24 protein-coding genes are annotated in these 25,499 nt (G+C 41.2%); 15 read left to right on the top strand and 9 right to left on the bottom strand.

Features of this window, described 5'->3' with window-relative positions; translation table 11 throughout:
* Positions 1-62 precede the first annotated feature (62 nt).
* Together ppk1 and ppx are read left to right on the top strand one after the other, a co-directional pair.
* The gene (gene ppk1, locus L3Q70_RS01445; RefSeq protein ID WP_062567214.1) at positions 63-2,150 is read left to right on the top strand and encodes a polyphosphate kinase 1; all 2,088 of its coding nucleotides are present in this window, start codon (positions 63-65) and stop codon (positions 2,148-2,150) included.
* Positions 2,143-3,630 carry an exopolyphosphatase gene (gene ppx, locus L3Q70_RS01440; RefSeq protein WP_062567213.1) on the top strand — a complete coding sequence of 496 codons (1,488 nt, stop codon included), beginning with the start codon at positions 2,143-2,145 and terminating at the stop codon, positions 3,628-3,630. The genes ppk1 and ppx overlap by 8 nt, the downstream gene beginning before the upstream one ends.
* Positions 3,631-3,657: 27 nt before the next feature.
* Here the strand turns inward: ppx and L3Q70_RS01435 are convergent, their stop codons facing one another.
* The 7 genes from L3Q70_RS01435 to L3Q70_RS01405 form a co-directional block, all read right to left on the bottom strand.
* Entirely contained in the window at positions 3,658-4,113 is a 456-nt protein-coding gene (locus L3Q70_RS01435; RefSeq protein WP_062567212.1) for a hypothetical protein, read from the bottom strand.
* A gap of 142 nt (positions 4,114-4,255) precedes the next feature.
* Positions 4,256-7,360, bottom strand: a complete 3,105-nt coding sequence (locus tag L3Q70_RS01430) for an efflux RND transporter permease subunit (protein WP_237114731.1) — start codon at positions 7,358-7,360, stop codon at positions 4,256-4,258.
* Positions 7,357-8,814, bottom strand: a complete 1,458-nt coding sequence (locus L3Q70_RS01425) for an efflux RND transporter periplasmic adaptor subunit (RefSeq protein WP_062567210.1) — start codon at positions 8,812-8,814, stop codon at positions 7,357-7,359. Before L3Q70_RS01425 ends, L3Q70_RS01430 begins: the two co-directional genes overlap by 4 nt.
* A 2-nt stretch (positions 8,815-8,816) precedes the next feature.
* The gene (locus L3Q70_RS01420; protein ID WP_237114730.1) at positions 8,817-10,136 is read right to left on the bottom strand and encodes a TolC family protein; all 1,320 of its coding nucleotides are present in this window, start codon (positions 10,134-10,136) and stop codon (positions 8,817-8,819) included.
* A gap of 107 nt (positions 10,137-10,243) precedes the next feature.
* Positions 10,244-10,597, bottom strand: a complete 354-nt coding sequence (locus L3Q70_RS01415; protein ID WP_062567208.1) for a hypothetical protein — start codon at positions 10,595-10,597, stop codon at positions 10,244-10,246.
* 43 nt (positions 10,598-10,640) lie between these two features.
* Positions 10,641-11,255 carry a paraquat-inducible protein A gene (locus L3Q70_RS01410; protein WP_237114729.1) on the bottom strand — a complete coding sequence of 205 codons (615 nt, stop codon included), beginning with the start codon at positions 11,253-11,255 and terminating at the stop codon, positions 10,641-10,643.
* 43 nt (positions 11,256-11,298) lie between these two features.
* Entirely contained in the window at positions 11,299-12,585 is a 1,287-nt protein-coding gene (locus L3Q70_RS01405) for an HDOD domain-containing protein (protein WP_062567206.1), read from the bottom strand.
* Between the two features lie 203 nt (positions 12,586-12,788).
* Between L3Q70_RS01405 and L3Q70_RS01400 the strand changes: the two genes are divergently transcribed.
* The 3 genes from L3Q70_RS01400 (at position 12,789) to L3Q70_RS01390 (ending at position 15,067) form a co-directional block, all read left to right on the top strand.
* Positions 12,789-13,457 carry a transporter substrate-binding domain-containing protein gene (locus L3Q70_RS01400; protein ID WP_167346327.1) on the top strand — a complete coding sequence of 223 codons (669 nt, stop codon included), beginning with the start codon at positions 12,789-12,791 and terminating at the stop codon, positions 13,455-13,457.
* Positions 13,458-13,581: 124 nt separating this feature from the next.
* Positions 13,582-14,148, top strand: coding sequence for an alkylphosphonate utilization protein (locus tag L3Q70_RS01395; protein ID WP_062567204.1), 567 nt, complete (start codon positions 13,582-13,584; stop codon positions 14,146-14,148).
* A 109-nt stretch (positions 14,149-14,257) separates the two neighbouring features.
* Positions 14,258-15,067: an META domain-containing protein gene (locus L3Q70_RS01390; protein ID WP_062567203.1), complete on the top strand. Its 810-nt coding sequence runs from the start codon at positions 14,258-14,260 to the stop codon at positions 15,065-15,067.
* 51 nt (positions 15,068-15,118) lie between these two features.
* On the opposite strand, the gene rlmJ is transcribed toward L3Q70_RS01390, so the two are convergent.
* Complete coding sequence (gene rlmJ, locus L3Q70_RS01385; RefSeq protein WP_062567202.1) at positions 15,119-15,958, bottom strand: 23S rRNA (adenine(2030)-N(6))-methyltransferase RlmJ; 840 nt, start codon at positions 15,956-15,958, stop codon at positions 15,119-15,121.
* 240 nt (positions 15,959-16,198) lie between these two features.
* On the opposite strand from rlmJ, the gene zapB reads away from it, so the two are divergent.
* From zapB to L3Q70_RS01335, 10 genes are all read left to right on the top strand, one after another.
* Positions 16,199-16,429, top strand: coding sequence for a cell division protein ZapB (gene zapB, locus L3Q70_RS01380; protein ID WP_062567201.1), 231 nt, complete (start codon positions 16,199-16,201; stop codon positions 16,427-16,429).
* Positions 16,429-16,716 carry a cell division protein ZapA gene (locus L3Q70_RS01375; RefSeq protein WP_062567200.1) on the top strand — a complete coding sequence of 96 codons (288 nt, stop codon included), beginning with the start codon at positions 16,429-16,431 and terminating at the stop codon, positions 16,714-16,716. The genes zapB and L3Q70_RS01375 overlap by 1 nt, the downstream gene beginning before the upstream one ends.
* 65 nt (positions 16,717-16,781) lie before the next feature.
* Entirely contained in the window at positions 16,782-17,783 is a 1,002-nt protein-coding gene (locus L3Q70_RS01370; protein ID WP_237114728.1) for an MBL fold metallo-hydrolase, read from the top strand.
* A 28-nt stretch (positions 17,784-17,811) separates the two neighbouring features.
* Entirely contained in the window at positions 17,812-19,299 is a 1,488-nt protein-coding gene (locus L3Q70_RS01365) for a transglycosylase SLT domain-containing protein (RefSeq protein ID WP_237114727.1), read from the top strand.
* Positions 19,300-19,362: 63 nt separating this feature from the next.
* Positions 19,363-19,851, top strand: coding sequence for a peptidylprolyl isomerase (locus L3Q70_RS01360; RefSeq protein WP_193988179.1), 489 nt, complete (start codon positions 19,363-19,365; stop codon positions 19,849-19,851).
* 9 nt (positions 19,852-19,860) lie between these two features.
* Positions 19,861-20,586 (top strand): SDR family oxidoreductase, encoded by a 726-nt coding sequence (locus tag L3Q70_RS01355; RefSeq protein ID WP_237115232.1) that lies wholly within the window; start codon positions 19,861-19,863, stop codon positions 20,584-20,586.
* Positions 20,583-21,425 carry an amidohydrolase family protein gene (locus L3Q70_RS01350; RefSeq protein WP_237114726.1) on the top strand — a complete coding sequence of 281 codons (843 nt, stop codon included), beginning with the start codon at positions 20,583-20,585 and terminating at the stop codon, positions 21,423-21,425. The genes L3Q70_RS01355 and L3Q70_RS01350 overlap by 4 nt, the downstream gene beginning before the upstream one ends.
* Positions 21,426-21,469: 44 nt before the next feature.
* Entirely contained in the window at positions 21,470-21,832 is a 363-nt protein-coding gene (locus tag L3Q70_RS01345; RefSeq protein ID WP_193988177.1) for a hypothetical protein, read from the top strand.
* Between the two features lie 157 nt (positions 21,833-21,989).
* On the top strand, positions 21,990-22,352 hold the full coding sequence (locus L3Q70_RS01340) for a hypothetical protein (RefSeq protein WP_062567195.1): 363 nt from the start codon (positions 21,990-21,992) through the stop codon (positions 22,350-22,352).
* 70 nt (positions 22,353-22,422) lie between these two features.
* On the top strand, positions 22,423-22,905 hold the full coding sequence (locus L3Q70_RS01335) for a hypothetical protein (protein WP_062567194.1): 483 nt from the start codon (positions 22,423-22,425) through the stop codon (positions 22,903-22,905).
* Positions 22,906-22,921: 16 nt separating this feature from the next.
* Here the strand turns inward: L3Q70_RS01335 and L3Q70_RS01330 are convergent, their stop codons facing one another.
* Positions 22,922-25,468 (bottom strand): serine/threonine-protein kinase, encoded by a 2,547-nt coding sequence (locus L3Q70_RS01330; protein ID WP_228074389.1) that lies wholly within the window; start codon positions 25,466-25,468, stop codon positions 22,922-22,924.
* Between the last annotated feature and the right edge of the window lie 31 nt (positions 25,469-25,499).

Here is a 25,499-nt window from a genome sequence, read left to right as displayed (position 1 = left end):
TCATACTTGTGTCATCTGTATCCTCTATCTTTTATTTTAATAATAGATGTTTGAGAAATCAGATGAATGCCACCCCTTCCTCATCACCAGCAATGAGCTATTTCGCCAAAGAACTGAGCTGGCTATCTTTTAATGAGCGTGTGCTACAAGAAGCAAAAGATAAATCCAACCCAATTATTGAACGCATGCGCTTTTTAGGCATTTATTCAAATAACATGGATGAGTTTTTCAGAGTACGTGTTGCGGATGTGAAACGGCGAATTTTACTTAATAAAATTCCTGATGCGAACTTTGAAGAAGATGAGATTTTACTTCATCAGATCCAAAGCAAAGTGCTACAGCTTGGCAAAAAGTTTAATCAAATTCATAAAGATATTTTAAATGATTTAAATGAGCACAATATTCACGTTGAACTTCCTGAAACACTATCTGAATTTCACGTAACTTGGCTGAAAAAGTTTTTCCACGACAATGTGCTGCAGCATATATTGCCGATTTTGCTCTCTGAAAAGAAAGACTACTCAGACCAAATCAACGACACCATGACCTATTTGTTTGTCGAAATGACTAACCAAAAGAGTCATTACGCGATGCTAGAAGTTCCCACTGATCGTGTGTCTCGCTTTGTTATTTTGCCACCTGAGAAAACACGCCGCCATAAAACCATTGTGATGCTGGATGACATTATCGCTTATTTTATTCGCGACGTGTTTAGCAGCTTTTTTAGTTTTGATGATATTCAATGCTACGCCATAAAACTAACCCGCGATGCTGAATACAACTTAGATGATGAGCTTGAAGAAGGTTTACTCGACAAAATGTCGAAAGGCCTGAAACAACGAATTTCTGCCGAGCCTGTGCGCCTTGTTTATGACGAAAGTATGCCTGATGAAATGCTTAAAGTGATGAAAAAGCGCCTTAACATAAGCCAACATGATGCGCTGATCCCAGGTGGTCGATATCGTAACTTCCGTGATTTTATTGCCTTTCCTAATGTTGGCCGTCAGTATTTAGAAAACAAGCCCCTACCCGCATTACAAAGTACTGCTTTTAATAATCACTCGAGTGTGTTTGATGCCATCTCAGAGCAAGATATTTTACTGTATTACCCCTATCACACCTTTAATCATTTACTTGAGTTTGTGCGCCAAGCAGCCTTTGATCCAGATGTTACACAGATTAAGGTCAACATTTATCGTGTAGCCAGCCAGTCACGCCTTGTTTCTACACTAATAAATGCAGCAAAAAACGGTAAACACGTCACAGTAATGGTAGAGCTTAAGGCGCGCTTTGATGAGCAAAATAATATCGAATGGGCGAAAACCCTCAGTAATGCAGGTATTAAAGTTATCTTCGGTATTCCAGCTTTAAAAGTACACAGCAAATTGTGCGTCATTCATCGCAAAGAAAAACATAGCATCGTTAAATACGCGCACATTGGTACGGGTAACTTCCATGAAAAAACCGCAAAGATTTATACCGACTTTAGCTTGTTTACTAAGCATGAAGGTATAGCAGAAGAATCTGACAGCGTATTTAGATTTATTGAAAGTAGTTACAAACCATTCCAATTCGATCACTTGATGATTTCACCTGTCAATGCCAGAGAAACAATCACCTCATTGATCAATAAAGAAATAACTCATGCTGAGCAGGGTAAGACTGGCCGAATTACAGTAAAAATAAATAACCTTGTCGATAAAGAGCTCGTTGATCATCTTTATTTCGCGGCAAGGCGTGGGGTAAAGATACGCATTATTGTACGTGGCATGTGCTCTTTAGTTCCGTCATCACTTAGCGGCAATGATAATATTCGTATTATCAGTATTGTAGACCGCTTCTTAGAGCACCCTCGAGTAATGGTGTTTCACAATAATGGTAAGGAGAAAGTCTATATTTCCTCAGCCGATTGGATGACCCGTAACCTCGACCACCGTGTGGAAGTCGCCACACCTATTTATGATACAAAATTAAAGCAGCTCATTATTGATATTCTTGAACTACAGTTTAAAGATAGAACTAAAGCGCGCGTAATCGATAGCGAGCAAAAAAATAGTTATGTACGGCGTGGCAATCGTAAGAAAATTCGTTCACAAATAGCTATTTATGACCACCTTAAAAAATGGGAAAGTAACTATAATAATGAATGATTACCCCTCTATTGCTGCCGTTGACTTAGGCTCAAACAGCTTTCATTTAGTGGTGGCAAGAGAGGTCGACGGCTCTTTGCAAGTCTTACACAAAGAAAAGCAGCGCGTTTATTTAGCTGATGGCTTGGATGATAAAAACCATTTAAACCAAGCAGCTATTGAGCGTGCACTGGCAATTTTGAAACAATTCGCAGCCACTTTACAGGACTTTCCACTTGAGAATGTCAAAGTAGCCGCCACTTACACATTACGCCGCGCTAAAAATATTCATTCGTTCTTAACTCAAGCTAGTAAAGTGTTCCCTTACCCGATTGAAGTAATATCAGGGCAAGAAGAGGCACGCTTGATTTATCAAGGTGTCGCACATTACATCCATCACGATGAAAACCGCTTAGTTATTGACATAGGCGGCGGTAGTACCGAGCTTATCATTGGTAAACACTTCGAACACACTTTACTTGCTAGCCGCAACATGGGCTGTGTTAACTACACTAAGCAGTTTTTTTCAGACGGGCAAATTACCGCTAAACGCTTTGCCAAAGCTGAGGTTCGTGCCGAACAAGAACTTGAAGTGATCTTTGCTAACTACTTATCGGCTGGCTGGCAATCGGTGGTTGGCACATCGGGCACAATCAAATCAATCCTTGCTATGATCAATGCTAATGACGCAGCACAACAGCAAATTACCTTAGGAAGATTACTCGAATTGAAAACCCAGTTTATTGCTGCAAAACACATTCAAGCGCTGCAAATTGATGGTCTCACAGCTGAGCGACAAATCAGTATTTGTGGTGGTTTAGCGATATTAATCGCGGTATTCAGGCTATTTAAAATAAACACAATGCAATACAGCGAATTTTCTCTTCGTGAAGGCTTACTCCATGAAATGCAGCAAAAGCTCGCCCATAAAGATATTCGCACGAATACCATAGCGAACCTATCTGAGCGTAATGCCATAGATAAAGAACACGCTAATCGCGTATCGATAACCGCAAAATGGCTGTTTGAACAAGTCAAAGAAGCTTGGCAACTTACTGACTTTGACTATATAAACTTACTGGATTGGGCTGCACAACTACATGAAATTGGCTTGGGGGTTAATTCATCAGGGCTACATAAACACAGTGCCTACATCGTGGCGAACAGTCAGTTGCCGGGCTTTACGCAGCAGCAGCAAACTCTACTAAGTTGTATGATCCGTTTTTACCGTAAAAAAATTCGTTTAGAAGAGTTCCCAACACTACACACCATGCAACACTATGAAATATTACAGCTCATTGTGATTTTGCGCTTAGCAGTGCTACTGAATCAAAAGCGCATTACCGATCAAGGTTTTAAACTTGAAGTAGCAGCCAAGCAAAATAGCATGTTCTTAAAGTTCCACACCAACTGGCTTAAAGAACATACCTTGCTATTGGCTGACTTACAACAAGAGCAAAAATACCTTAAAAAGGTCGGCTTTTTACTCGATTTTCATTAAATATATACCCATATGACGGTTAGAACTTTACATATCCATATGACGGTTAGAACTTTGCATCATTTGTTTTAAACCTTGCTGTTCCAGCTCAAGTAAACGCTCAAGCTTCTCAATCGTTTCAGAGGTTTCAGCACGAGATACTAAATATTCATATAGATCAATAACCTTCTGGTGTTGTGAAGTTAAGTAGACTTGAATAGCTTTTTCATCTATTTGCTGATCAGTGCTAATATCTTTGAAAGTAATAAGTTCAGGATTTTCAGCAAAATACTCGTAGCAATACGTATCTAGGGTGTTTATTTCAGTAATCGCTTTAAAGCCAACCAAGTCTTCGGCAAGCTTTTTCTCATATTGCAGATAATAATCCACCAGCATTTGATTATGCTCGTCTAATAAATCTTTAACACTGTGAAAGTTCGCCGCCATCTGGGTGTGAAACATCACAGTCCAATCATAAACCTGTTGTATTGTTTTAACTTGCATGTGCATTCCTTACTAAAATCAATTTAATAAGACATTGCATAAATCACACCAGCAAAAAACTCAATTAATATCAGAACCTTAAACATAAAGGTATGTAACTTATAGTAAGAAGAACGTACAAGTTACACACCCACTGTAAAATTTATAGGTGTCGTTTACGCCATATAAAATAAAGCGCAGGCAAGACTAAAAGCGTTAACACAACAGCACTTAGCATACCACCGACCATAGGCGCGGCTATTCGGCTCATCACCTCGCTACCCGTTCCTGTACCATACAGCACTGGCAGTAAACCAATGATAATGGTTGCCACTGTCATCATCACAGGTCTAACCCGAAGGCCAGCACCATTGATAATTGCTTGGCGCAGCTCTGTCACCGTAAACTGTGCTGATTGCGCTTTGGCATCTTGATAAGCTTGATTGAGATAAACCAGCATGATTACGCCAATTTCAACGGCAACCCCCGCAAGCGCAATAAAGCCGACTCCAACAGCAACAGAGAAGTTAAAACCTTCCAGATACATCAGCCAAATACCGCCTATCATCGCAAGCGGTAAGGTCAGCATGATCATTGCCACCTCAGTAAAGCTTCTAAAATTGAGGTATAGCAGCACCACAATTATAGCTAAGGTTAATGGCAAGACGTAGCTAAGTTTGGCTTTTGCACGCTCCATATATTCGTATTGCCCTGCCCAAGTAATTGAATAACCGGCTGGCAGCTCGAGTTGCTGATGCAGTGCTTGTTGCGCACGCTCAACGTAACTGCCGATATCACTGCCTTCAATATCAATTAAGCTCCAGCCATTGATGCGCGCATTTTCACTTTTAATACCCGGCGGACCATCTTCAATAAAGACATGGGCTACGTCAGCCAATGCGATACGCTGTCCGTTTGGTGTCACTATCGGTAACAACTTAAGCTCTTCAGGCGAGTCGCGATAATCTTGCGGATAACGCAAGTTAACTGGGTAACGCTCTTGCCCTTCAACGGTTTCAGTCACATTCATACCACCGATAGCAGTGGCAACAACCTGTTGCACATCAGCAATGTTCAAACCATATCGCGCTGCTTTCTCACGGTTGATATCGACTTTGATGTAGCGACCACCGGCAACGCGCTCTGAGTAAACCGAAGCGGTACCCGGTAAATCTTTTAAGATGACTTCAATTTGCTCACCGATTTTTTGAATTTCGCTCAGCTTTGGCCCTGCCACTTTGATCCCCACAGGGGTTTTAATCCCAGTGGCAAGCATATCGATACGGGTTTTGATGGGCATAACCCACGCATTGGTGAGCCCTGGGAACTTAACCAGATTATCGAGCTCTTTTTTCAGTTTTTCGGTTGTCATACCCTCGCGCCACTGTGACTTTGGCTTTAACTGAATAAAGGTTTCGATCATGGTGAGCGGCGCGGGGTCTGTCGCAGTATCCGCACGACCTACCTTACCAAATACCGATTCGACCTCTGGCACACTGGCAATTAACTTATCGGTCTGCTGTAAGATTTCACGGGCCTTACCAATTGAAATACCTGGGTAGGTAGTTGGCATGTACATCAAGTCCCCCTCATCAAGAGGAGGAATAAACTCACTACCAATTTTATTAACTGGATAAAAACCGATAACAGCCAACACTAAGGCCAGTACCAGTGTTGTTTTCGGCGCTTTTAACACCGCATTTAACAAGGGTTTATACGCTGCCACCAATAAGCGGTTCACAGGGTTTTTCTGCTCAGAAATAACCTTACCGCGAATAAAGTAGCCCATTAATACCGGCACCAATGTAATCGCTAGACCAGCCGAGGCCGCCATGGCATAGGTTTTTGTGTAAGCCAGAGGCGAGAACATTCGCCCTTCTTGTGCTTCTAGAATAAACACGGGCATAAAGCTGACGGTGATAATTAATAAACTAAAGAATAATGCGGGCCCGACTTCTGCAACTGAGTCCATCACCACTTGCCAACGGTTTTCGTCGGTCAGCGGGGTTTTCTCCATATGCTTGTGCATATTTTCGATCATCACGATAGCACCGTCTGTCATTGCACCAATGGCAATTGCTATCCCGCCAAGCGACATGATATTGGCGTTTATACCTTGCCAATACATAACCACAAACGCCGTTAAAATGCCCATTGGCAGCGTGATAATGGCTACTATCGATGAGCGTATATGGAATAAAAACACCACACACACTAAGGCCACGACAATGAGTTCTTCAATTAACTTTGAGCTTAAGTTATCAAGTGCTTGGGTAATTAGGTTTGAACGGTCGTACACAGGGATGATTTCAACCCCCTCAGGCAGGCCTTTTTTTAGCGACTCTAGCTTTTCTTTCACTAGTTTGATGGTTGCTTCGGCGTTTTCGCCAAAGCGCATCACCACCACACCACCAGTTACTTCGCCTTCGCCGTTTAGTTCGGTAATACCACGGCGCATTTGCGGCCCAAGTTTTATATCGGCCACATCGCGTAATTGCAATGGCGTACCATTGGCATTAGTACCCAGCGGAATGGCCTCTAAATCGGCAACGCTTTTAACGTAACCGGTGCTAGAGACCATGTATTCGGCTTCAGCCATTTCGACGACAGATGCACCACGCTCTTGGTTACCTTGCTTAATCGCTGTTTGAATTAAACTCAGCGGAATACCATAAGCACGCAATTTATCTGGGTCGACATTAACCTGATACTGCTTAACCATACCGCCAACAGACGCCACTTCTGATACACCTGGTACCGTTTGCAGTTCAAACTTTAAAAACCAATCTTGCAGACTTCGTAGCTGGCTAATATCGTGCTTACCGGTTTTATCCACTAGCGCATACAGGTAAATCCAACCCACCCCTGTTGCATCAGGCCCAAGCTCGGGCCTTGCTGAATCAGGTAAGCGAGCACTTACTTGACTCAAATATTCTTGTACTCGGCTACGGGCCCAGTAAAGATCAGTGTCTTCATTAAAAATAACGTATACGTAAGAATCACCAAAAAACGAAAAACCCCTTACCGTTTCAGCCCCAGGCACCGACAACATCGCCGTGGTGATCGGAAACGTTACTTGGTCTTGCACCACTTGTGGCGCTTGTCCTGGGTAAGACGTTTTTACAATAACCTGTACATCAGATAAGTCAGGCAAGGCATCAACTGGGGTATTTTTTAAAGAAAAAATTCCAAAGCCCGCCAACATTAAAGACAGCAGTAATACAAAGAAGCGATTACCGACTGACCAACGGATCACGGCAGCTATCATTGCATTTCTCCTTGCATAGGGTGGCTTAGGGTCATGATGTCAAAAATCACAAACTCACCGTCCACTAACTTAAAGGTAAAATGCACTTCATCATCGCTTTGCAAACTAGACATATCGATACGCGGCGAAAAATGAAACTCCATGGTTGCGGCATCGCGGCCCCACTTAGGGATAGCCTCACGACTAATCACCGCAGTTCTGGCTTCGCGGTCAATGCTGTTGATAACCCCGTTCACCATTGCGCTATCACTATCAGGCTCTTGCATACGCATAAAGTCAGAGCTTTTGCTTGATTCTGAGTCTATTAAGAACTGTGCTGAAACCACTACGTTATCGTCTTTCAATAAGCCCGATAAAATTTCGACGTCATGATTATCACTGCGACCTAGTGTCACAGCGACTGACTTAAAGCGCCCTTCGCCTAAATCAATCACGACACGGTCCTGGCTACCCGTACGGATCACCGCTTCTTTTGCGATGACTAATTGCGGCTCAGTTGGCTTGGTGGTAATACTCACTTCAGCAAACATATTCGGTTTTAGTAAGCCATCTTGGTTGGCAAAACGTAAGCGCACACGCAGGGTACGGTTTTTCTCATCAAGGGTTGGGTAAATATAATCGACCTTACCCTGCCAGCGTTGCCCTGGTAAGTAATCGAGTGTCATAGTCACTGGCAAGCCTTTATGAATAAGCCCTGCTTGACGCTCAAAAACTTCAGCTTCAACCCATACTTCTTCTAAGTGAGCAATACTCATCATGGTTGTGCCTGGTTTCACATAAAAACCTTCGCGGATATTTAGCTCATCCAATACGCCACTTTGCTTGGCATAAAAGGTAATGTTTTGCCTAACCTTTTGGCTTTGCTCTAATCGTGCAATAAAATCGTCTGAAACATTCAGTGATGCCAAACGCGCTTTTGCAGCACGAATAAGCACCGTGTTGTTACGTTTAAGGGCAAGCAGTAGTTCTTCTTGTGCATTCACAAGTTGTGGAGAATACAAGGTATAAAGAGGCTCGCCTTGCTTAACTTGGTCACCCGCAGCTTTGACATATAAGGTTTCTATCCAGCCTTCAACACGAGGATGAATATGCACGAGTTGGTCTTGGTCGTATTGCACATAGCCAACCGTATCAACGGTAGTTTGTAATGATTTAAAACGCACAGGTGCTGTTCTTACTCCTAAGTTATTAACGACCGCGGGAGAAATTCTCACGGTACCTGGGCTGTCTTCAGCGCTGCTTTGTTCCTCATAAACGGGTACTAATTCCATACCCATCGGTGATAAACCTGGTTCATCACGGCGATAATTACTGTCCATAGGTGCCACCCAATATAGTGGTTTTTTCTCAGCGCTTGGCATTTGTGCATGATCTGGCTCAGCAAGCTTATTTACAGCCGTTGCCAATGCTGCACCGACCGCCAAAGCGACAACTAATTTCACTGTGTTATTCATTGCTAGCTCCTTGGCTTTGTGCTTTGTGCTGCATTTATGCGGTTATCTTTTGCTGCTGCGTAATAGTTAAGGCGAGCGAGGGTAATTTGTTTATCGACTTCAATATTTAACGCATCTATTTTCGCGTTTAGTTCGCTGATGCGAGCACGCATCACTTCTGAAAAGTCGCCATCATCATGGGTGTAAGCATTAAGTGTTGCCTCAGCTTGCTCAGCCATTTGCGGTAATAGCTGTTGTTGATACAATGCTTTGCGCTTCGCGAGTCGACTCAACTGACTGAGTTCTTTAAAGTACTGTCCTTGCAGCTTTTGTAAGGTAATAAGTTTGTTGGTTTTTACCGCCTCTGCGCTGGCAATTGCAGCATTGACGTGTTGATCTTGACGGTTGTCGGTAAATAGCGGTAAATCAACACTAACGCCAATTGAGAATAAGTCAGCGCGAGAGTCCCCCATCGGGGTATCATCACGATAGCCATAGCCTAAATTCATACCAAATTGAGGTTTATACGCTTCTTTCGCCACTTGCACTTGGGTGTTTTTAGCACGTAGTGCATGTTCAATAGCAATTATTGCTGGGTGCCCCATTAACACTTCAGTGACACCCGATGGGGCGAGCTCTTGATAAGGCATTAATGCGGTCACTTTGGTACTTTCATCACTCACCGCACCATTTAACATGTCAATAGGTAGCCATTGCGCCAGTCGCTTTTTGGCACTATCAAACTGCTGCTCAAGCATCACCAGCTTATCTTCAAGGCGTGTTAGCTCTAACTGAGCGCGAATAATATCTTGCTGGCGAGTCGCACCAAGTGTATTGGCATAGCTTGCTTCTGTTATATCAATGAGTTGATTGAATAATGCTTTATCTTGGTTGATTAATTGAATGCTTTTTTGTGCACGGTAGGCGTTTAGCCATGCTTCGCTAACAATGGCTTTAACCTGTGCTTGGCGGTCAGCTCTAAGCCAAGGGTATTGCTCAGCCGATTGCTGTAATGCTTGCTGCTGTAGGGCAAGACTATCACCACGACTAAATTGTTGTGATAAGCCCACTTTGAATTGCGTCATACCTTCTTGGTCAAAGGCAAAGCCATCGGTTGGTAAGTTCATTAGGCCAACAGTTAATACCGGATCTGGTAAGGTACCTGCAGCAATGCTTTGCGCTTCTATTGCCTGTTGCTGGTATTTATTTGCCTGCAACCAAGGCTCGTGAGTCAATGCATAATCAATCACCTGATTGAGTGTCAAAGGCTCTGCTTTCACTAAACTTGAGGTTATCAAAACTGCGCCTAGATAAAGCGCCTTAATCAATTTGCTGTGAATCATCACATGCTCCAAAAATCTTAAATAATGGTAAAAAAAACAATAGATTTAGGGTGCAGAATGAGGTGTTCTTGCAGCGTGATGCTGAATTTTAGACAGACCTATCCTGCTTAAGCAGTAATAGGTGGACGGTATAAGGAGCTTATATGAAAGCTAAGTTGGTTTACGCCTAACACGGTGACTTTTTCAGATTGCTTAATTGAACTAACAACTAGGCTATTTAGAGGGAGGAGTGAGTGAGCTGTACAAGCATTGAACGGACACGCACAATCGCTGTTGTCCATGATATCTTCATGGCAACAGTCCATCTCGCTCATGTCGCTGTCGGCATTCATATTTGCATGATGGTTCATTTGCATGCTGGCATGTGGCATATCACACACCATAGCAACAGACGCAACTGACTGACCCACAAAAGTGAGCAGCATCATAACTATCAATAAGTAGCTTGAAAGTCGCGCCATCATCATACCTTAAAAATTAACCGCCCAGATTGTAGCCCGAAATTTACGCGCTCGACAAGGGTTTAGCTATTTTTATGCTGCTAGTTGCTGCAATAGCAAACAGGCAATAGCCAGTAAAATACCAAAAACCATCACCTAATTCGGCGTGCATTTTTATAAGCTCACCCATTTGCCCATCGGCATTACCAGCTAAATAGACCACAATCAATGCAATCACAAACACATCAACCATACTCCATTTACTTAACCCCTGTATTAGTTGACCAAGTAAATACTTAAGTTTGTTCGCTGGTAAAAAGCAATAAACTAACTGCATCAGTAATTTTAATGTGGGGATAACAATTGAAAACACAGCAATCAGTGCTGCCACCAAATAATTTTTATTGTTAGCAAACTCATTCACTGTGCCCCAAATGCTGCGTGTTTTTTTGTAGGCATCTATTTCACCTTCAAGCTTATCAAGCCCTAACATGCTGGATGCCATCATTAATACACTACGGGTATTTCTGTCGCCTTCGTCGGCAATCATTTCAATACCTGTTTTAGCCAGCTCCGACTTGTTTATTTTACCTTCTAAAGTCAACACTGGCTGAGTTATTCCAGGAATGAGCAAAGCTAAAGCAATAATAATGGTAATAACAGGGAGTATAATACGCATCTTAACTAACCAAAAAATAAATAGGCTAGATATGATAACTAACTCAACCAGCCGAGTCAGTAACTAAGGACAGCGCAGAAAATACATCATCAGCATAGGCCCTTGATTCGTACATGGCATCATAGACAACATCCATTTTTGACGCGGGACGAATCATCACAAGTAATTCATCGGCTAGCTGCCAATGCTCTTCTTCTACAGCTTTAACAAGTTTTAGTGTTCCGCCGAGCATACCATTAAAGCTTAACAGCGCACTGGACAACTCTGAGCCTAATGAAAACTCTTTTGCAACAAGATCAATCTCCATATCCAAAATGGCGTCTAAAACAGATAGCATGCCGACCAAATAGCCCTGCTCCGCCAGCTCTTTTCCACCAGGCGCTAACATTAACGCTATGAATTTAGCACGCATTAGCCCTAATTTTGTCAGCTCTGAGGGTTTATCATTACCCAGTTCACTTAAAGCAAGTACGCGAACAAATTGTCTTATTGCGTCTTCTCCCAAGTAAATAACAGCTTGTGAAATAGATTTGATAGTCTGCTGGGCACTGCTTGAACGTGCATTAACTAACTTTAGTATACGCGCTGTCAGCCCTAAATCTTTTGCGACCCGCTCTTGTACTGCAGAAAAGTCTATATTCGGTTGAGCCGTACAATTTAATAGTTCTAACACTGCAACTTTTGAAGGCTCAACATTCCCATACGTTAATAATTCAGGGCGAGCAAAAAAGTAACCTTGAAATAAATCACAACCTGCCGCTTTCAATTGTTCAAACTCTTCATAACTTTCAATTCGCTCAACAATAATTTTAGCCTTAGGAAAACTACGTTTCAGTTTTTTGATCATCATATTTGTTTTGATGACCGGCTGTTCAACTTCAAGTTTAATAAAGTCCATTAACGGTAAAATGGGTTGCCATTTTTCGCCCCCGTCATAATCATCTAGAGCAAAAAAGTAACCTTCCTCTTTTAGTTGTTTTATGCGTTTAGCAACGTGAGGAATGCTTGTTGTTCGCTCAACTATTTCGATAACTGCACTTTGAGGCTGCAATAGCTTTGGAAAGTCGTCTAATATTGCATCGGTAGACAAGTTGATAAATGCAGGTTGGAAGCCCGTAAGTTTCTCTAATCCCATTAACATTAGCGCATTAAAAAACAACCGGCCCGTCGCTTTACCATCGCTTGTACCTTGAGGAAATACGTTGTCAGTTGACTCTCTGTACAATAACTCATAGGCATAGAGAGTTTTATCAGCATTAAATATCGGTTGCCTAGCTATATACTGAGTCACACTCTGACTCTTATTTCCTTCTATATTTAATTCTGACATTTTACATCCCGCTTAATTGTAAAAATCAACACTACAATTGTTCTTAGTATAGTGAAAGCTGTTTTCTTGCCAAACAAGAAAAATCCAACCACACTCAGTGTATGACAAACTTTTAATATAACCCATTGCGACTAACTTACTCATTATTTTTACTTTTACTCTCTTTAAGCCCTGAACAAACAGCACAGGCTAAGCAACTTCCTGTGTTAAAATATAATGTGACTGGCTCTGGAAATTTTTACCCTTATTACATAAACAATAGACGTAATCCTGGTATTCTTCCTGAAGTTATTGCACAAATACTTGCCCGCGCAAATATTAAAGCCAAGCACATAGAGTTACCGGCTAAGCGTACGGTTAAATACCTTCATTTAGGCAATATTGACTTTGATGTTATCAGCCGTGCGTGGCTAAGTGAGCAGGAGCAAAAAAGTGATCTATTTAGTTATTCTGAGAACTTATTCGCAATTGAAGAGTACCTCGTTAGCCTTGAGGAAAATATCCAAAACTGGCAACAATTAAGCCACCTCAATAAACAACCAGTCGGAACAGTCCTTGGTTATTACTATTATGATGATACACGTTTTAAGCGCGTGGACTTTCATTCTGAAAAAGAACTAATAAAAGCGTTAAAAATGAATAGAATAGAGGTCATTATTATCGATAAGCTCAGTGCGAAGTACTGGGCAAACAAATTGAACATCTCTATTGCATTTGGTGCACAGCACTCGAACGGTTACTTACAAATAAGGCTTAGATCAGAGCATCAAGCCATGCTACCTGCCATAAATGAAGCCATTCGTAGTTTAAAAAAAGAGGGCACTATTGAAGCCATTATTAGCAAGTACACAAAAACCATACCCTTACATTAAACAAGGTTATTCCGCTTTAACTGCGGTTTTGTTATACTAGGGCGCTGTTATTAGCGATTTGCTTTAAGATAGATCATTTAATAAAGCAATTGGCATTAATCTTCCAAACTGAAAAGAGCCTCCCATGAGCATTGAACAAGCCCTTATTGAACGTAGTAATAACCAATGTGAACTTTGCACAGCAACTGATAATTTATCTGTTTACGAAGTGCCACCCGTTACAGAGGCTCACTCTGATAAATGCATTTATGTTTGCCAAACCTGCAAAGATCAAATTGAAAACAATACCGACCTTACTGCAAATCATTGGCATTGCTTAAACGACAGTATGTGGAGTCAAACACCCGCAGTACAAGTTGTGGCCTATCGCATGCTAAAACGCTTAGCGGCAGATAACGGCTGGGCTCAAGATGCACTCGACATGATCTACCTTGAAGAAGACACACTAAAGTGGGCGCAAACGGCCCTTGCTGAAGATGACGATATTAAACATATCGATAGCAACGGCGTCGTACTTCAAGCGGGTGACACTGTCACACTTATCAAAGATCTTGATGTTAAAGGCAGTAGTTTAGTTGCTAAACGCGGCACGGCGGTTAGAAATATCGGCTTAACGAGTAACCCTGAACATATTGAAGGGCGCGTAGATGGCCAACGTATTGTCATATTAACTAAATACGTAAAAAAATAACGCTTGATAAAATGGGCTTTGCGCCCATTTTTTATATAATTAAGCTATGATTAAGTCTGCGAATTTTAAGCTATTTAATAGATAGTCCTCCAAACGCAAGGAAAACATCATGGCTTCGGATACCTTCTCCTCTTTTAAACGTGCCTCACTGTGTAGCTTAATGATATTAGGCAGCAGCTTAGTATTAAGCGGTTGTAGTGAAGATTCAGCTGAGCCGCAAGCTGAGCAATCAACAATGAAAACACTCAATACCCAGGTGACTTATTTAGATCGTAGCATGTTGCCACCAGGCTCAGTGCTAAAAGTACAGCTGGCCGATGTATCGAAGATGGATGCAAAAGCGGATGTGATCAGTGAGCAGGAAGTACAATTAAATGGGGCTCCACCTTATAACGTGGCACTGGAATATGACGAAAGTAAAATTGCCGATCGTCACCGTTACAGCGTCAGTGCCCGCATAGAAAACCAAGGTCAGTTGCTTTACATCAGCACAACCCATAATAATCCATTTTCAGAAAACGCAATGGACGATGTATACAAAGTCACTGTCTCTAAGGTATCCGCTAAAAAGCCAGATGTAACATTAACTAACACCTACTGGAAAGCAGTAACAATTGCTGGTGAGCCCGTTAACGTTGAAACAAAAGAACCCTTTGTTCAATTTAAAGATGATGGCTCAACTCACGGCTTCTTAGGGTGTAATAGCTTCTCAGGAAGCTATGAAGTAAATCAACAAACGCTCACTTTCAACCCACTCGCAAGCACTAAAAAAATGTGTGTAGAGCAAATGGATATTGAAGCTGCAATGTCAGCCTTATTGGCATCAACAGCACAGTTTTCAATTAATGGTGAGCAATTAGTTTTACTTGATGATAGCAACGAGCCATTGGCAACGTTTACTGCAACCTATATGAATTAGTCTATAAACAAAAACGCCCAGTAAAAACTGGGCGTTTTATTTAAAATAAAGTTATTCGTCAACCAGTTGTTCACTGCGATAAAAACCGCTGTTTTGTGCAAGTAATTCTACTAACTCAGGCAAGATAGCGTCCATGGTTTGCTTTAATTTCCAAGGCGGGTTAATGACTATCATACCAGAGGCCGTCATACCATGAACCTCAGTATCAGCCTCCGTTGCTAATTCAAATAACTGAATATTGCGCACACCAGAATCAATTAAACCAGCTTCCATTCTATCGATACGTTCACGGTCAACAACCGGATACCAAATCATATACGTACCCGTTGCAAAACGTTTATAAGCCTTAATAATAGTATTAACAACCGTGTCGTAGTCAGCTTTAATTTCGTACGGTGGATCAATTAATACACAAGCACGACGTGACGCAGGAGGCAATAAGCCCACAAGCCCTTGAAAACCGTTCTCGCCACGTACCCGAATAGAACGCTTACCTTGCATATTATTTTGCAATAGTTCTAAATCACGTGGATGTAACTCAAAGAACCAGCCTTTATCTTGGCGACGTAAGAAGTGTTCAGCTATTTTTGGTGAGCCTGGGTAGAAATCTAAATCCCCCTGTTGATTAAACGACTTAATTAGTTCGATATACTCATTAAGTGCGCTATGCTCACTGCGATGTTGCCAAAGTTTAGCGATGCCTTCTAAATACTCTTGTGTTTTTTGTGCATCACTTCCGGCAAGTTCAAAAAAGCCAGCCCCAGAATGCGTATCAATATAATCAAGTGGCTTGTCTTTGATTGTTTGATATTTAAGAACTTCCGCTAAAACTAGATGTTTAACTACATCAGCAGGGTTTCCTGCATGAAAAGAGTGTCGGTAACTAAGCATATTTATAAGTCGCCAAATACGAGTGTGCGCAAAAAATAGATGACCTCATTGTACACGATAAACCGATAATGATCCTAAATACTCAGCACTGAGTGAACCATAAATGAATAAAAATGCCCCGAGACTGAATTGAAGCTTAACTTTTAATAAAAATGCGCTAAAACAGGCGTAAATGCTGGCATATCGATACAGTTTCCTTTACATTTGCATGACAATAATCACAGTTTTATGAGCGCATTTATGAATAACGAAACTCTTTCCCAACTCGAACAACTGATCGACAAACTAATTAACCGAAATAGCGAACTTGAAAGCGAAGTTAAAAGCCTAAAAGAGCAAACCGCCAAGTTACTTGATGAAAACGAAACACTACAACTTGAAGTACTTGAAAGTGAAGAAAAGCAAAAGGATGCCAGCAGCACATTAACAGGCTTACTTGAAAAACTACAAAGCGCTAATCAGGCTAGCTAATGGCCACTCCACAAAGTCAGCGTGTCGCCGTCGAGCTGCTTGGCAAAGAGCATGAGTTTTCTTGTCCTGAAGGGCAGGAAAAAGCGCTCGTTGGTGCAGCTCAACATTTAAATGACTTAGTGGAACAAATGAAGCAACGCTCTGCTGTTCGAAACGAACAAAAAGCCTTATTAATGGCCGCGTTGCACTTGAGTCATGAGTTGCTCGAAGTCAAATCGCAACAAGCAAAACAAGAGCAACAGCATGACTCATTAATCGATAAGCTAAGCCAACATTTAGATCCTTAAAAAAGCGCATTTCGCGCTTTTTTTGTTTACACTCTCCATTCGAATAATAAACGAGCGAATTAACAATGCGTACGAGTGCTTTTCTAAAAGGAATTATAACGGCTTTATTTTCTGCCTGTTTTACCGTGAATGCCCATGTTACTTGGCATTCCATTACACCAGAAATTCAATTTTTAAAGCAACAAGCTAAGCTACGCTTTTACGATTCGAACCAAGTTCTTATCGAAGGAAAAGAGTGTGCATTAATGTTCGATGCCAGTGGCGACTTTGCAGCCGTGGAGCAACTAGCCAGCACTCTAAAGCAGCGTTTGAAAACACCTTTATGTTATCTGGTTGGCAGCCATTATCATGACGACCACCTCCTTGGCATGGCCGTACTACAAGCACAATTCCCCACAGCAAAGCTCATAGTTCATCAACAGGTTGCAGAAAACTTTGCACATGTACAACGTGCCTTTACTGATAAGCTTGATAGCTATGAAAAAAGTATTGAGCTTAGCTACCAACGCCTTGCTAATTTGCCCAAGGAACAACAGCACACATGGCGAGAAAAGTTAACGCTTGCGAAACAACGTTTGCTACGCTGGCGTGAGTTATCACTTAAAGAGCCCGCACTTATCATCTCAGAACAAACCAAGCTTGATCTAGGCAATTACCCAATTACCATTGAGCCCTATCACGCGCATACATATGGTGATTTAACCTTACTTGCTGATAATGGCCAAATCTTATTGGGTGGCGATATGGTTGATAGCCTGCCTTATCCAGGTCATGGACAACTAGCGCCATGGCTTAACGCACTCACACAGCTTGCGCAAAGTAAAACCATCACAACCATTTTACCTGGCCATGGCGAAAAGCTCACACCCGCGATGCTTGCAAAACCAATTGCATTTTTAAGTACGATTGAAGAGCAGGTAAAAGCTCAGCCGAATGCCCCCGTAGAAGAGTTAATAACAACATTCCCTATAACCATAAAACAAAGCTATCAGAGCGACGAAATTGGCGAACGTGCATTTAATATGTTTCTTGAGGCTGGACTAAAGCAGGCTAAAACTTCAAAATAGCGCTAGAATAATAAAGGGATTTTATTATATGGCTCTATTACATTTGAAATATTTTCTATTGCTATACATATTTATTAGTTTACAAGGATGCCAAACCACTAAGAAAGAATCGCAACAAAATCAAGATGATCAGCCAAAGATCTTTAACCACTTTGAGCCTAACTTAAGCTATCAAGAAAAAACCAGTGAGCAATTAGATGTATCACCCACCGCTGCGCTACCGTCATCCAAAGTAAGTATTCCAGCCTCTGAGCCAACTTCTGATGACTTATGGCAACATATAGCAAATAATCTCTCTTTGGTTTTTCAAACCAATAAACAGACTACTGCACGTGTAAAGTGGTATTTAAAACAGCCTGAGTATCTTGAAACAGTGAATCGTAGAGCCGCTCCTTATCTTTATCACATTGTTAAACGTGTCGAAAAGCAAAACCTCCCTATGGAGCTTGCACTGTTACCCTTTGTTGAAAGTGATTTTAGACCCACAGTTCGCTCCTCAGAACATGCGGTGGGAATATGGCAATTGGTAGGCGCAACGGCCTATCATTTCGGTGTGCAAAGCGACCAATGGTATGATGGTCGTCAAGATATTTTAGCTTCAACCGATGCTGCACTCGCTTACTTAAGCTACCTACACAAGCGCTTTAATGGTAATTGGCTTCATGCATTAGCAGCCTATAACAGTGGTGAGGGTCGAGTAAAGAAAGCCATTAAAGACAATAAAAAACGAGGAAAAAAAACCGATTACTGGTCGCTCTCATTACCAAAAGAAACCGCAGATTATATACCCAAATTATTAGCCCTCAGCTACTTAGTGAGGCATCCTGAAAAAGGCTTTAAGCGCCCAAAATTGGTCAATAAACCACTGACTACTGAATTTAATGTTGGCCAACAATTTGAGTTTTCTGTGATTGCAAACCTATCTGGAATCGGCCGCAGTCAATTGCACAAACTTAACCCTGGTTACTTAAAAAACCAAAGTTCGCCTAATGGCCCACATACTTTATTACTCCCAATGGAGCAACAAACCATACTACAGAGCAAACTATTCCGTAATAACTTTGCAGGCCAATACACAGTACAAAAAGACGATACTTTATACAGTATTGCACGGCGCTTTAGCATGTCAGTCGAGGCGCTGAAAAAATTAAATAATAAAGCCTCAAACCTCATAAAGGTTGGTGAACAGCTCCACTTAAATAAACCACAGACAATACAGAAGTCCTTGTTGGTCGATTATAAAATTAGCCCTTATCTAGAGCAAAACGAACCAACAATTCCCACTGTTGCAGTTGATTACCAAGTCAAACCCGGTGACTCTATTTGGCGCATTAGCCGGCTCTATGATGTCCCCCACAAGGATGTCGCGATGTGGAATAAGTTAAATGCAACAAGCGTATTAAAACCAGGTACGATTTTGACATTACATTTGCCACAAGCCGAGCCCACAAAACATAATGCACCAGCGAGCGAGACGATACTGTCGGGTATCGAAAGCTCTTTAAAAAAGCCTTGATTGCTCAGCTAAAGCGGTTAGCGTAAAATCGGCATTTATATTTAAATTCTAAAGAGTAAAAACATGCAAATCAGCAAAGACTCAGCGGTTGAGTTTCACTACACATTAAGTGAAGCAGGCGAGCAAATCGAATCAAGTAAAGATGGCGAGCCGCTTTCATATATCCATGGTACTGAGGGCATGCTTCCAGGTCTTGAAAAAGCCCTTGAAGGTAAAGTAGCTGGTGATAACTTTAGCGTAACACTTGAGCCCAGCGAATCTTACGGTGAACGCGTTGATAACCTAATCCAACGCATCCCACTTAAGCACTTACAAGGCAACACAAAAGTCTGGAAGCCGGGTATGACAGCAATAGTGCATTCAAACCAAGGTCGCCACCAAGTGACTATCGTGAAAGTAGGTCGCTTCAATGCAGATTGTGACTTAAACCACCCATTTGCTGGCAAAACACTGACATTTGATGTTGAAGTGATCAATGTTCGCCAAGCAACAGCCGACGAGTTATCACACGGCCATGTGCACGGCGAAGGCGGTTGTGGCCACAGCCACTAAGGATAAATGATGACAAACGTTGCAATTGTCACTGGTGGCAGTAAAGGCATAGGCAAAGCGGTTGTTGAGCGTTTAGAGCGCGAAGCATACACAGTTTACAACTTAGATATCACGCCATCTGAGGGCAACTATCGCCACTGTGATGTCAGTGATGCTGTGCAAGTTAAATCTGTGATTAACGAAATAATTGCAGAAACAGGCCGAGTTGATGCGTTAATATCAAACGCAGGTCGCCATTTAAGTGCCAACATTGAAAACACCGATGAAGCAACGTTTGACGCCCTGTTTGCGCTCAATGTGAAAGGTGCCTATGCTGCAATCCAAGCTGTGTTACCTAGCATGAAAAGCCAACAAGGGGGCTGCATCGTATTGGTTGCCTCTGATCAGGCGATTATCGGCAAACCAAACTCATTTGCTTATAATTTAACAAAACATGCGCTTGCATCAATGGCAAAAACCACTGCGCTGGATTATGCCACGTTTAATATTCGCGCGAATGCAGTGTGCCCAGGCACCATTGAAACCCCATTATTTCATAACGCGATTGATGCTTACTGCCAAAGAAGCGGTGCTAGTAAAGCTGATATTGTTGCCGAAGAAGCTGCATTGCAACCTTTAAACCGTTTAGGGCAGCCTGAAGAAATAGCTGCTTTGATAAACTTCTTGATAAGCCCAGAAGCCAGCTTTATCACCGGTAGCTTGCAAAGTATTGATGGTGGATACACCACGCAATGAGCGACAAAATTATTGACCCTCATATACACTTTTTTAACCTCAACGAGGGTCAATACACTTGGCTACAAGGCGAGCATCCCCCTGCCTGGCCTAACCTTACACAGATAAAAGCACCTGTTAGTGTAGAGCAACTGCAATCAGCCTGTTCATTTGAGCTAGAAGCGCTTGTACATATTGAAGCAGGCTTTGACAATCAAGCGCCAATAAAGGAGCTTAATTGGCTTGCAACACATTTAAAAGATTTTGCTTATAAAGCCATTAGCTATAGTCAGATTGATGCCCCTAATAGCCAGTTTATAAACGCAATGACTGAGCTTAGGCAACCAACGCTTGTTGGTATTCGTGATATTACCGAAGGTGATGATGCGACGCGATTATGTGCACCAAACAGCCTTGAAAATCTTGCCTATCTAGCCGCCGAAAACTTACTGTTTGAAGCCCAATTTGAAATTGAAAACCATGCAGTAACCGAACAGCTCATTACATACTGCCATGCTCTTCCTTCATTACGTGTAGTGATTAATCACTTAGGTTTTATCAAAAACCCAGAGCACTGGTTAAAGGCAATCACTAAATTAAGCCGCTGCAATAATATTGCTATTAAATTTTCAGGACTAGAATTTAGCTCATTGAGTAAAGACACGCATCGATGGCTTCTTAAGAATTTACTAAATCACTTTGGTGAGCAACGTATTATGTTTGCCAGTAATTTCCCTGTTTGCCAAATCGAGGTAGACTACAGCAGTTGTTGGCTGCACTATTTTTCATTGTGTGATACGCATCATATTTGGCAACAGCTGAGCAACAAAAATAGCCGTTATATCTATCAAATTAGTTAAAGACTAACTATACATAAAGGAAGTCTTGCTCGTTAGGAGCCCCTATGAAATTGCAACTTAGCTGTTTTGTTTTATCCTTTGCCCTCTATAGCTGTAGTCATCAAACACAGCAGCCCACTCCAAAACTCCAACATGCACAGCTTACAGAACCACAAAGTGAGCTCATAGCACAGGGAATCTCCCGACTTATGCACAGTAAGCCAATCATCCTCGATAAAGATGCTTTTTTAAACAACAGTGTGCTGGTAATAGGTAATATGAAAGGGCATGAATCACAAGATAAAGGGTTTAATAACACACCTGACAGCTTTGAGCTGCTGATTAAAGATAAGCAATGTTTTATCCGGCATTTAGATAGTAAAGCTACCGAGCTACTACCACAGGTAAAATGTAAAGAAACCGATTGATATTTAATAAAAAACCAACCATGTAATAATCTGTAATAACAACCTAAAACAGATCTATCTATTCTTTTCCTTGCACAAACAGGCAAAAAGCAAATTAACTTTTCAGAGGTTTCTTTGCTCATTGCCACCTTTAAAATTAAGCAAGGAGAATTTTACCATGTGTAACGGTGATAAAAACAATAGCCTAGTGCCGGACCTAACCCAAGATCATTCAGTTAGTCTAGCAACAAGCGAAGCGGCATCTAATCAACCTCTTGAGTTTCATCCATCGACTTTAGCCGCACAGATTTCAGCATGTGTTGGTGCAAGCTATGAAAATGGCAAAATTTGCGTAAACTTTCCAATAGTCGGCAATATTTGCTTTTCAGTCAGTTTGCCCATTCCAAGCGGTACATCGGTTAAAGTATGTATGCAAACGTGTGGTTTCCGCATAGGTGTTCCACCTTTTAATGGTATTAAAGCTACGGTATACGCAAACAACAGTCCGTTATGGACTGGCACGATTTGGGGTTCTTGCTAGATAGCCTATAGTAATAGCTGCTTATCAAATAAATAAGCAGCTCTTCAATTTCAAAACAGGACTTTATATCATGAATGATCTCAGCTTTTTTGTTATTCCCAATGACCATGGCCAATGGGAGCTCACTTCTCAGTCTGGAGCAAGTGCAGAAGAAATTAAAGTAAATTACAAAGATCTTATTGCAGGTGGTAGTCTGAATCTCTATTTCGAACTTGCAAACAAATCAGAATGGGCTTTTGCCGAAAACGGTAGCTATTTTTCAGATGCTAAAGACAACTTCAATTATCAACTCAATAGTATTGTTGCCAACGATGGAAAATCACTAATTGTCACAATATCCAGTATTTTACCGCATCACGCTTTATCAACCGAATTGAGTAAACAATTAGCTGATAATCCAAAAAAAGCGGTATCAGGCAAGTTAGATCAAGGTGCAAATTATGAAATTAATTTTCGATTAATTGCGAAAAAGAGCACTGACGCTAACTCTCTTATGCGTTATTTTTCACAAGATCCACGGGTTATAATTGAAGATATGGAGCCAACCCTTTAAAACACCAACGCAGAGCTTACTCTGCGTTATTTTTTACAGAACATAAAAAGTAATAATGCTCTTTGCCGATTAAGCTCATTAACTTACTTTCAGAACATAACCCCTTAAACCAAGGTAGACGGTAAAAAACTGGACTCCATCCCAAATTTATACTTTGTTCTACCGACGCGAGTGCTGAGTATTTTTCATTCAATAAGCTTTGCAGCATTGCTTTGATAAAATATGCCTCGGCCAAATTTGGCTGAGCAGCTAACAACTGCTCAACCTGATTCATCGCTTGTTGATTCCTATTTAGGTGAATCAACACTTGCGCTTTTTCAAGCTGGTCTGCAACGTTTTTCGACGAGGAGCCAAGCTGATCGCTAATTTTTAAGTATAAGCTTTCAGCCTCTGTAAAGCGGCCTTGCAAATAAAGTAAATCAGCATAATTAAGTTGTAAGGTGGTTGTTTTGGTATCTAACATCATGGCTTTTTCAGCAAGGTTTAATGCATTTACAAGCTCACCTTGTAAAGAAAGAACAATTGAATAATTACTATAAATAGAGGCACTTTGCTGTCCCGAATCGATCAGTTTTTGATAATTATCCTCTGCCGCCGTCAAGTCGCCTGATAACAAAGATACATCCGCGACTGTTTTAAGCGTTACAACATCATCAGGGTTATAACTTAATACTTCCTTTAAATATTTTAATGCGTCAGCACGTTTCCCCAAGGTAAGGTACGCGATTGCAAGGTTTCTGGTGGCCAATAAAGTGGGTCTAATTTTATATGCCATCTTCGCGTGCTTTAAAGACTCTTCTAGGCGACCTGTACGCTTAAAATAAATAGCCAAAATAATTTCTCTCTGGTATTCCTCTAAAGATGAGCTTTGAATTCTGCTAATAATTTTTTCAGCTTTAAGGTGCTCTCCCGTATACTGGTATATTTCAAGTAGATCAACTAAATAAGCAGGGCTTTCACGGTATGAAGTTGGCGATCGTTCAAGTTGAAATTGTAACTTTGTTATGAGCTCTACATTTTTTGACGATTTATAAAGGCGTAAAACTATTTTTCGATATAAAGGATACAAAGGCTTAAAATCAGGCTCTTGCAACAACAAAGACTCAGCCATGGCGCGTTGCTTTTGACTGCTACCTAAATCATTCGCAGTCAGAGCAACTAACGACACATACTGCCTAATAAACTCATCTGACAATAACAGCTCTCTGTTCGAAAGAATACTTGGAGTAAGCAAGCTTTGTATCGAGGATAAAGTTGAGTTATAAATATTTAGATAGTTTTCTTTATCTGTTGCACTTCGTGTTGTGCCTATCATTGTGGCGTTTTTATCTAGTTCGTTTAGTGTGAAATCACACGATAAACGGTTGCAGTCTAATAAAGGTATTAATAGTTTGGTAGCTCCCAGAGCGGCAGCTAAATCATTTAGGCCTGCTTCTTTACCAAGTATTAATTGTGCTTGTTTAACTTCCCTGCTCGCAATTAAAGCAAGCTTGCGATCAGCAAGTACATATTCGGTTATTGCATCCTTGACGCCAAGACTGAGCAAGCGTTTTTGTGCATCCGTAACTTGGCTATTTGCTATAAATTCTACGGGTAATAAAGCTATTCTCTCTATCGGTTTAGATGCATACCAGAACCAACTCCCCCCGCTTAATAGCAAAAAAAGAATCACAACAAGAAGTAATCTTCTATTGAAAAAAGTTTTGCTTAGGTTGTTATTATTTTTGTAACTTGTAACATCTACGGTCACGCTTTCGAAACTAAGCGAGGCTAAAACGTCTCTAAACTGAGATGCTGCGGCACGAGCACTTTCAGGGCGTTTATCCACTTTAAATGCTAATAACTGTTTTAGTAAAGGCACTAAATCAGCAGATAACTCTTTGATAGGTTTATAATTTGCGCAACAAGGAAATGATTTGATTTGTTTTGCTAAATCTTGCGCTGTACTGCTTGAGGCTTGTTTTGAATAAGCATGATAGCCCGTTAATAACTGATAAGCGATTAACCCCAATGAAAATAAGTCACTTCGAAAGTCAACAGCTTGATTATTCAATTGCTCAGGCGACATGGCGTTTAAACTGCCATAATCATTGACTATATCAGTTGCTTCTACCCCTTTGATTTTTGAGATACCGAAATCAGTTATTTTAACTGTACCTTCATCACTTACTAGCACATTAGCCGGTTTCAAATCGAGATGTAATATGCCTTTATCATGAATTGCAGCTAAACCATCACTAATATGAATGAGTATTTCTAGCTTTTCAGTCAGTGTAAGCCTCTGCTCTTTCATTACATCAGCTAACGTATTCCCTTTAACATACTCCATTTCTAATAAAACTTGTTGATCGCGATGAATGATTTTATAAAGCTGCACTATATTTGGATGATTAAAGCTCGCTATTAATTTTGCTTCGCTAATGGCACGCTCAGTAGTGTCTCCAGCTAATTTCATGACTTTGAGTACGACTTGCCTATTCAGCTCTCGATCAGTTGCAAGGTATATCGTACTCATCCCTCCTTGCGCCAAGACCTGTATATTTTTATAGTAATCCTCTATCACAAACTACTCGATCCATCACATATAAATAATT

The sequence above is a fragment of the Pseudoalteromonas sp. CF6-2 genome, from assembly GCF_021729425.1.
Classification (GTDB): Bacteria; Pseudomonadota; Gammaproteobacteria; order Enterobacterales; family Alteromonadaceae; genus Pseudoalteromonas; species Pseudoalteromonas arabiensis.
Note: the sequence above shows the minus strand (reverse complement) of the source record. Positions and strands in the feature narration are given on the sequence as shown.

What these genes read in the sequence shown, in the direction of transcription:
- ppk1 (WP_062567214.1), top strand. Translation starts at nt 63, where the DNA reads ATGAATGCCACCCCTTCCTCATCACCAGCAATGAGCTATTTCGCCAAA.
- ppx (WP_062567213.1), top strand. Translation starts at nt 2,143, where the DNA reads ATGAATGATTACCCCTCTATTGCTGCCGTTGACTTAGGCTCAAACAGC.
- L3Q70_RS01435 (WP_062567212.1), bottom strand. Translation starts at nt 4,113, where the DNA reads ATGCAAGTTAAAACAATACAACAGGTTTATGATTGGACTGTGATGTTT.
- L3Q70_RS01430 (WP_237114731.1), bottom strand. Translation starts at nt 7,360, where the DNA reads ATGATAGCTGCCGTGATCCGTTGGTCAGTCGGTAATCGCTTCTTTGTA.
- L3Q70_RS01425 (WP_062567210.1), bottom strand. Translation starts at nt 8,814, where the DNA reads ATGAATAACACAGTGAAATTAGTTGTCGCTTTGGCGGTCGGTGCAGCA.
- L3Q70_RS01420 (WP_237114730.1), bottom strand. Translation starts at nt 10,136, where the DNA reads ATGATTCACAGCAAATTGATTAAGGCGCTTTATCTAGGCGCAGTTTTG.
- L3Q70_RS01415 (WP_062567208.1), bottom strand. Translation starts at nt 10,597, where the DNA reads ATGGCGCGACTTTCAAGCTACTTATTGATAGTTATGATGCTGCTCACT.
- L3Q70_RS01410 (WP_237114729.1), bottom strand. Translation starts at nt 11,255, where the DNA reads ATGCGTATTATACTCCCTGTTATTACCATTATTATTGCTTTAGCTTTG.
- L3Q70_RS01405 (WP_062567206.1), bottom strand. Translation starts at nt 12,585, where the DNA reads ATGTCAGAATTAAATATAGAAGGAAATAAGAGTCAGAGTGTGACTCAG.
- L3Q70_RS01395 (WP_062567204.1), top strand. Translation starts at nt 13,582, where the DNA reads ATGAGCATTGAACAAGCCCTTATTGAACGTAGTAATAACCAATGTGAA.
- L3Q70_RS01390 (WP_062567203.1), top strand. Translation starts at nt 14,258, where the DNA reads ATGGCTTCGGATACCTTCTCCTCTTTTAAACGTGCCTCACTGTGTAGC.
- rlmJ (WP_062567202.1), bottom strand. Translation starts at nt 15,958, where the DNA reads ATGCTTAGTTACCGACACTCTTTTCATGCAGGAAACCCTGCTGATGTA.
- zapB (WP_062567201.1), top strand. Translation starts at nt 16,199, where the DNA reads ATGAATAACGAAACTCTTTCCCAACTCGAACAACTGATCGACAAACTA.
- L3Q70_RS01375 (WP_062567200.1), top strand. Translation starts at nt 16,429, where the DNA reads ATGGCCACTCCACAAAGTCAGCGTGTCGCCGTCGAGCTGCTTGGCAAA.
- L3Q70_RS01370 (WP_237114728.1), top strand. Translation starts at nt 16,782, where the DNA reads ATGCGTACGAGTGCTTTTCTAAAAGGAATTATAACGGCTTTATTTTCT.
- L3Q70_RS01365 (WP_237114727.1), top strand. Translation starts at nt 17,812, where the DNA reads ATGGCTCTATTACATTTGAAATATTTTCTATTGCTATACATATTTATT.
- L3Q70_RS01360 (WP_193988179.1), top strand. Translation starts at nt 19,363, where the DNA reads ATGCAAATCAGCAAAGACTCAGCGGTTGAGTTTCACTACACATTAAGT.
- L3Q70_RS01355 (WP_237115232.1), top strand. Translation starts at nt 19,861, where the DNA reads ATGACAAACGTTGCAATTGTCACTGGTGGCAGTAAAGGCATAGGCAAA.
- L3Q70_RS01350 (WP_237114726.1), top strand. Translation starts at nt 20,583, where the DNA reads ATGAGCGACAAAATTATTGACCCTCATATACACTTTTTTAACCTCAAC.
- L3Q70_RS01345 (WP_193988177.1), top strand. Translation starts at nt 21,470, where the DNA reads ATGAAATTGCAACTTAGCTGTTTTGTTTTATCCTTTGCCCTCTATAGC.
- L3Q70_RS01340 (WP_062567195.1), top strand. Translation starts at nt 21,990, where the DNA reads ATGTGTAACGGTGATAAAAACAATAGCCTAGTGCCGGACCTAACCCAA.
- L3Q70_RS01335 (WP_062567194.1), top strand. Translation starts at nt 22,423, where the DNA reads ATGAATGATCTCAGCTTTTTTGTTATTCCCAATGACCATGGCCAATGG.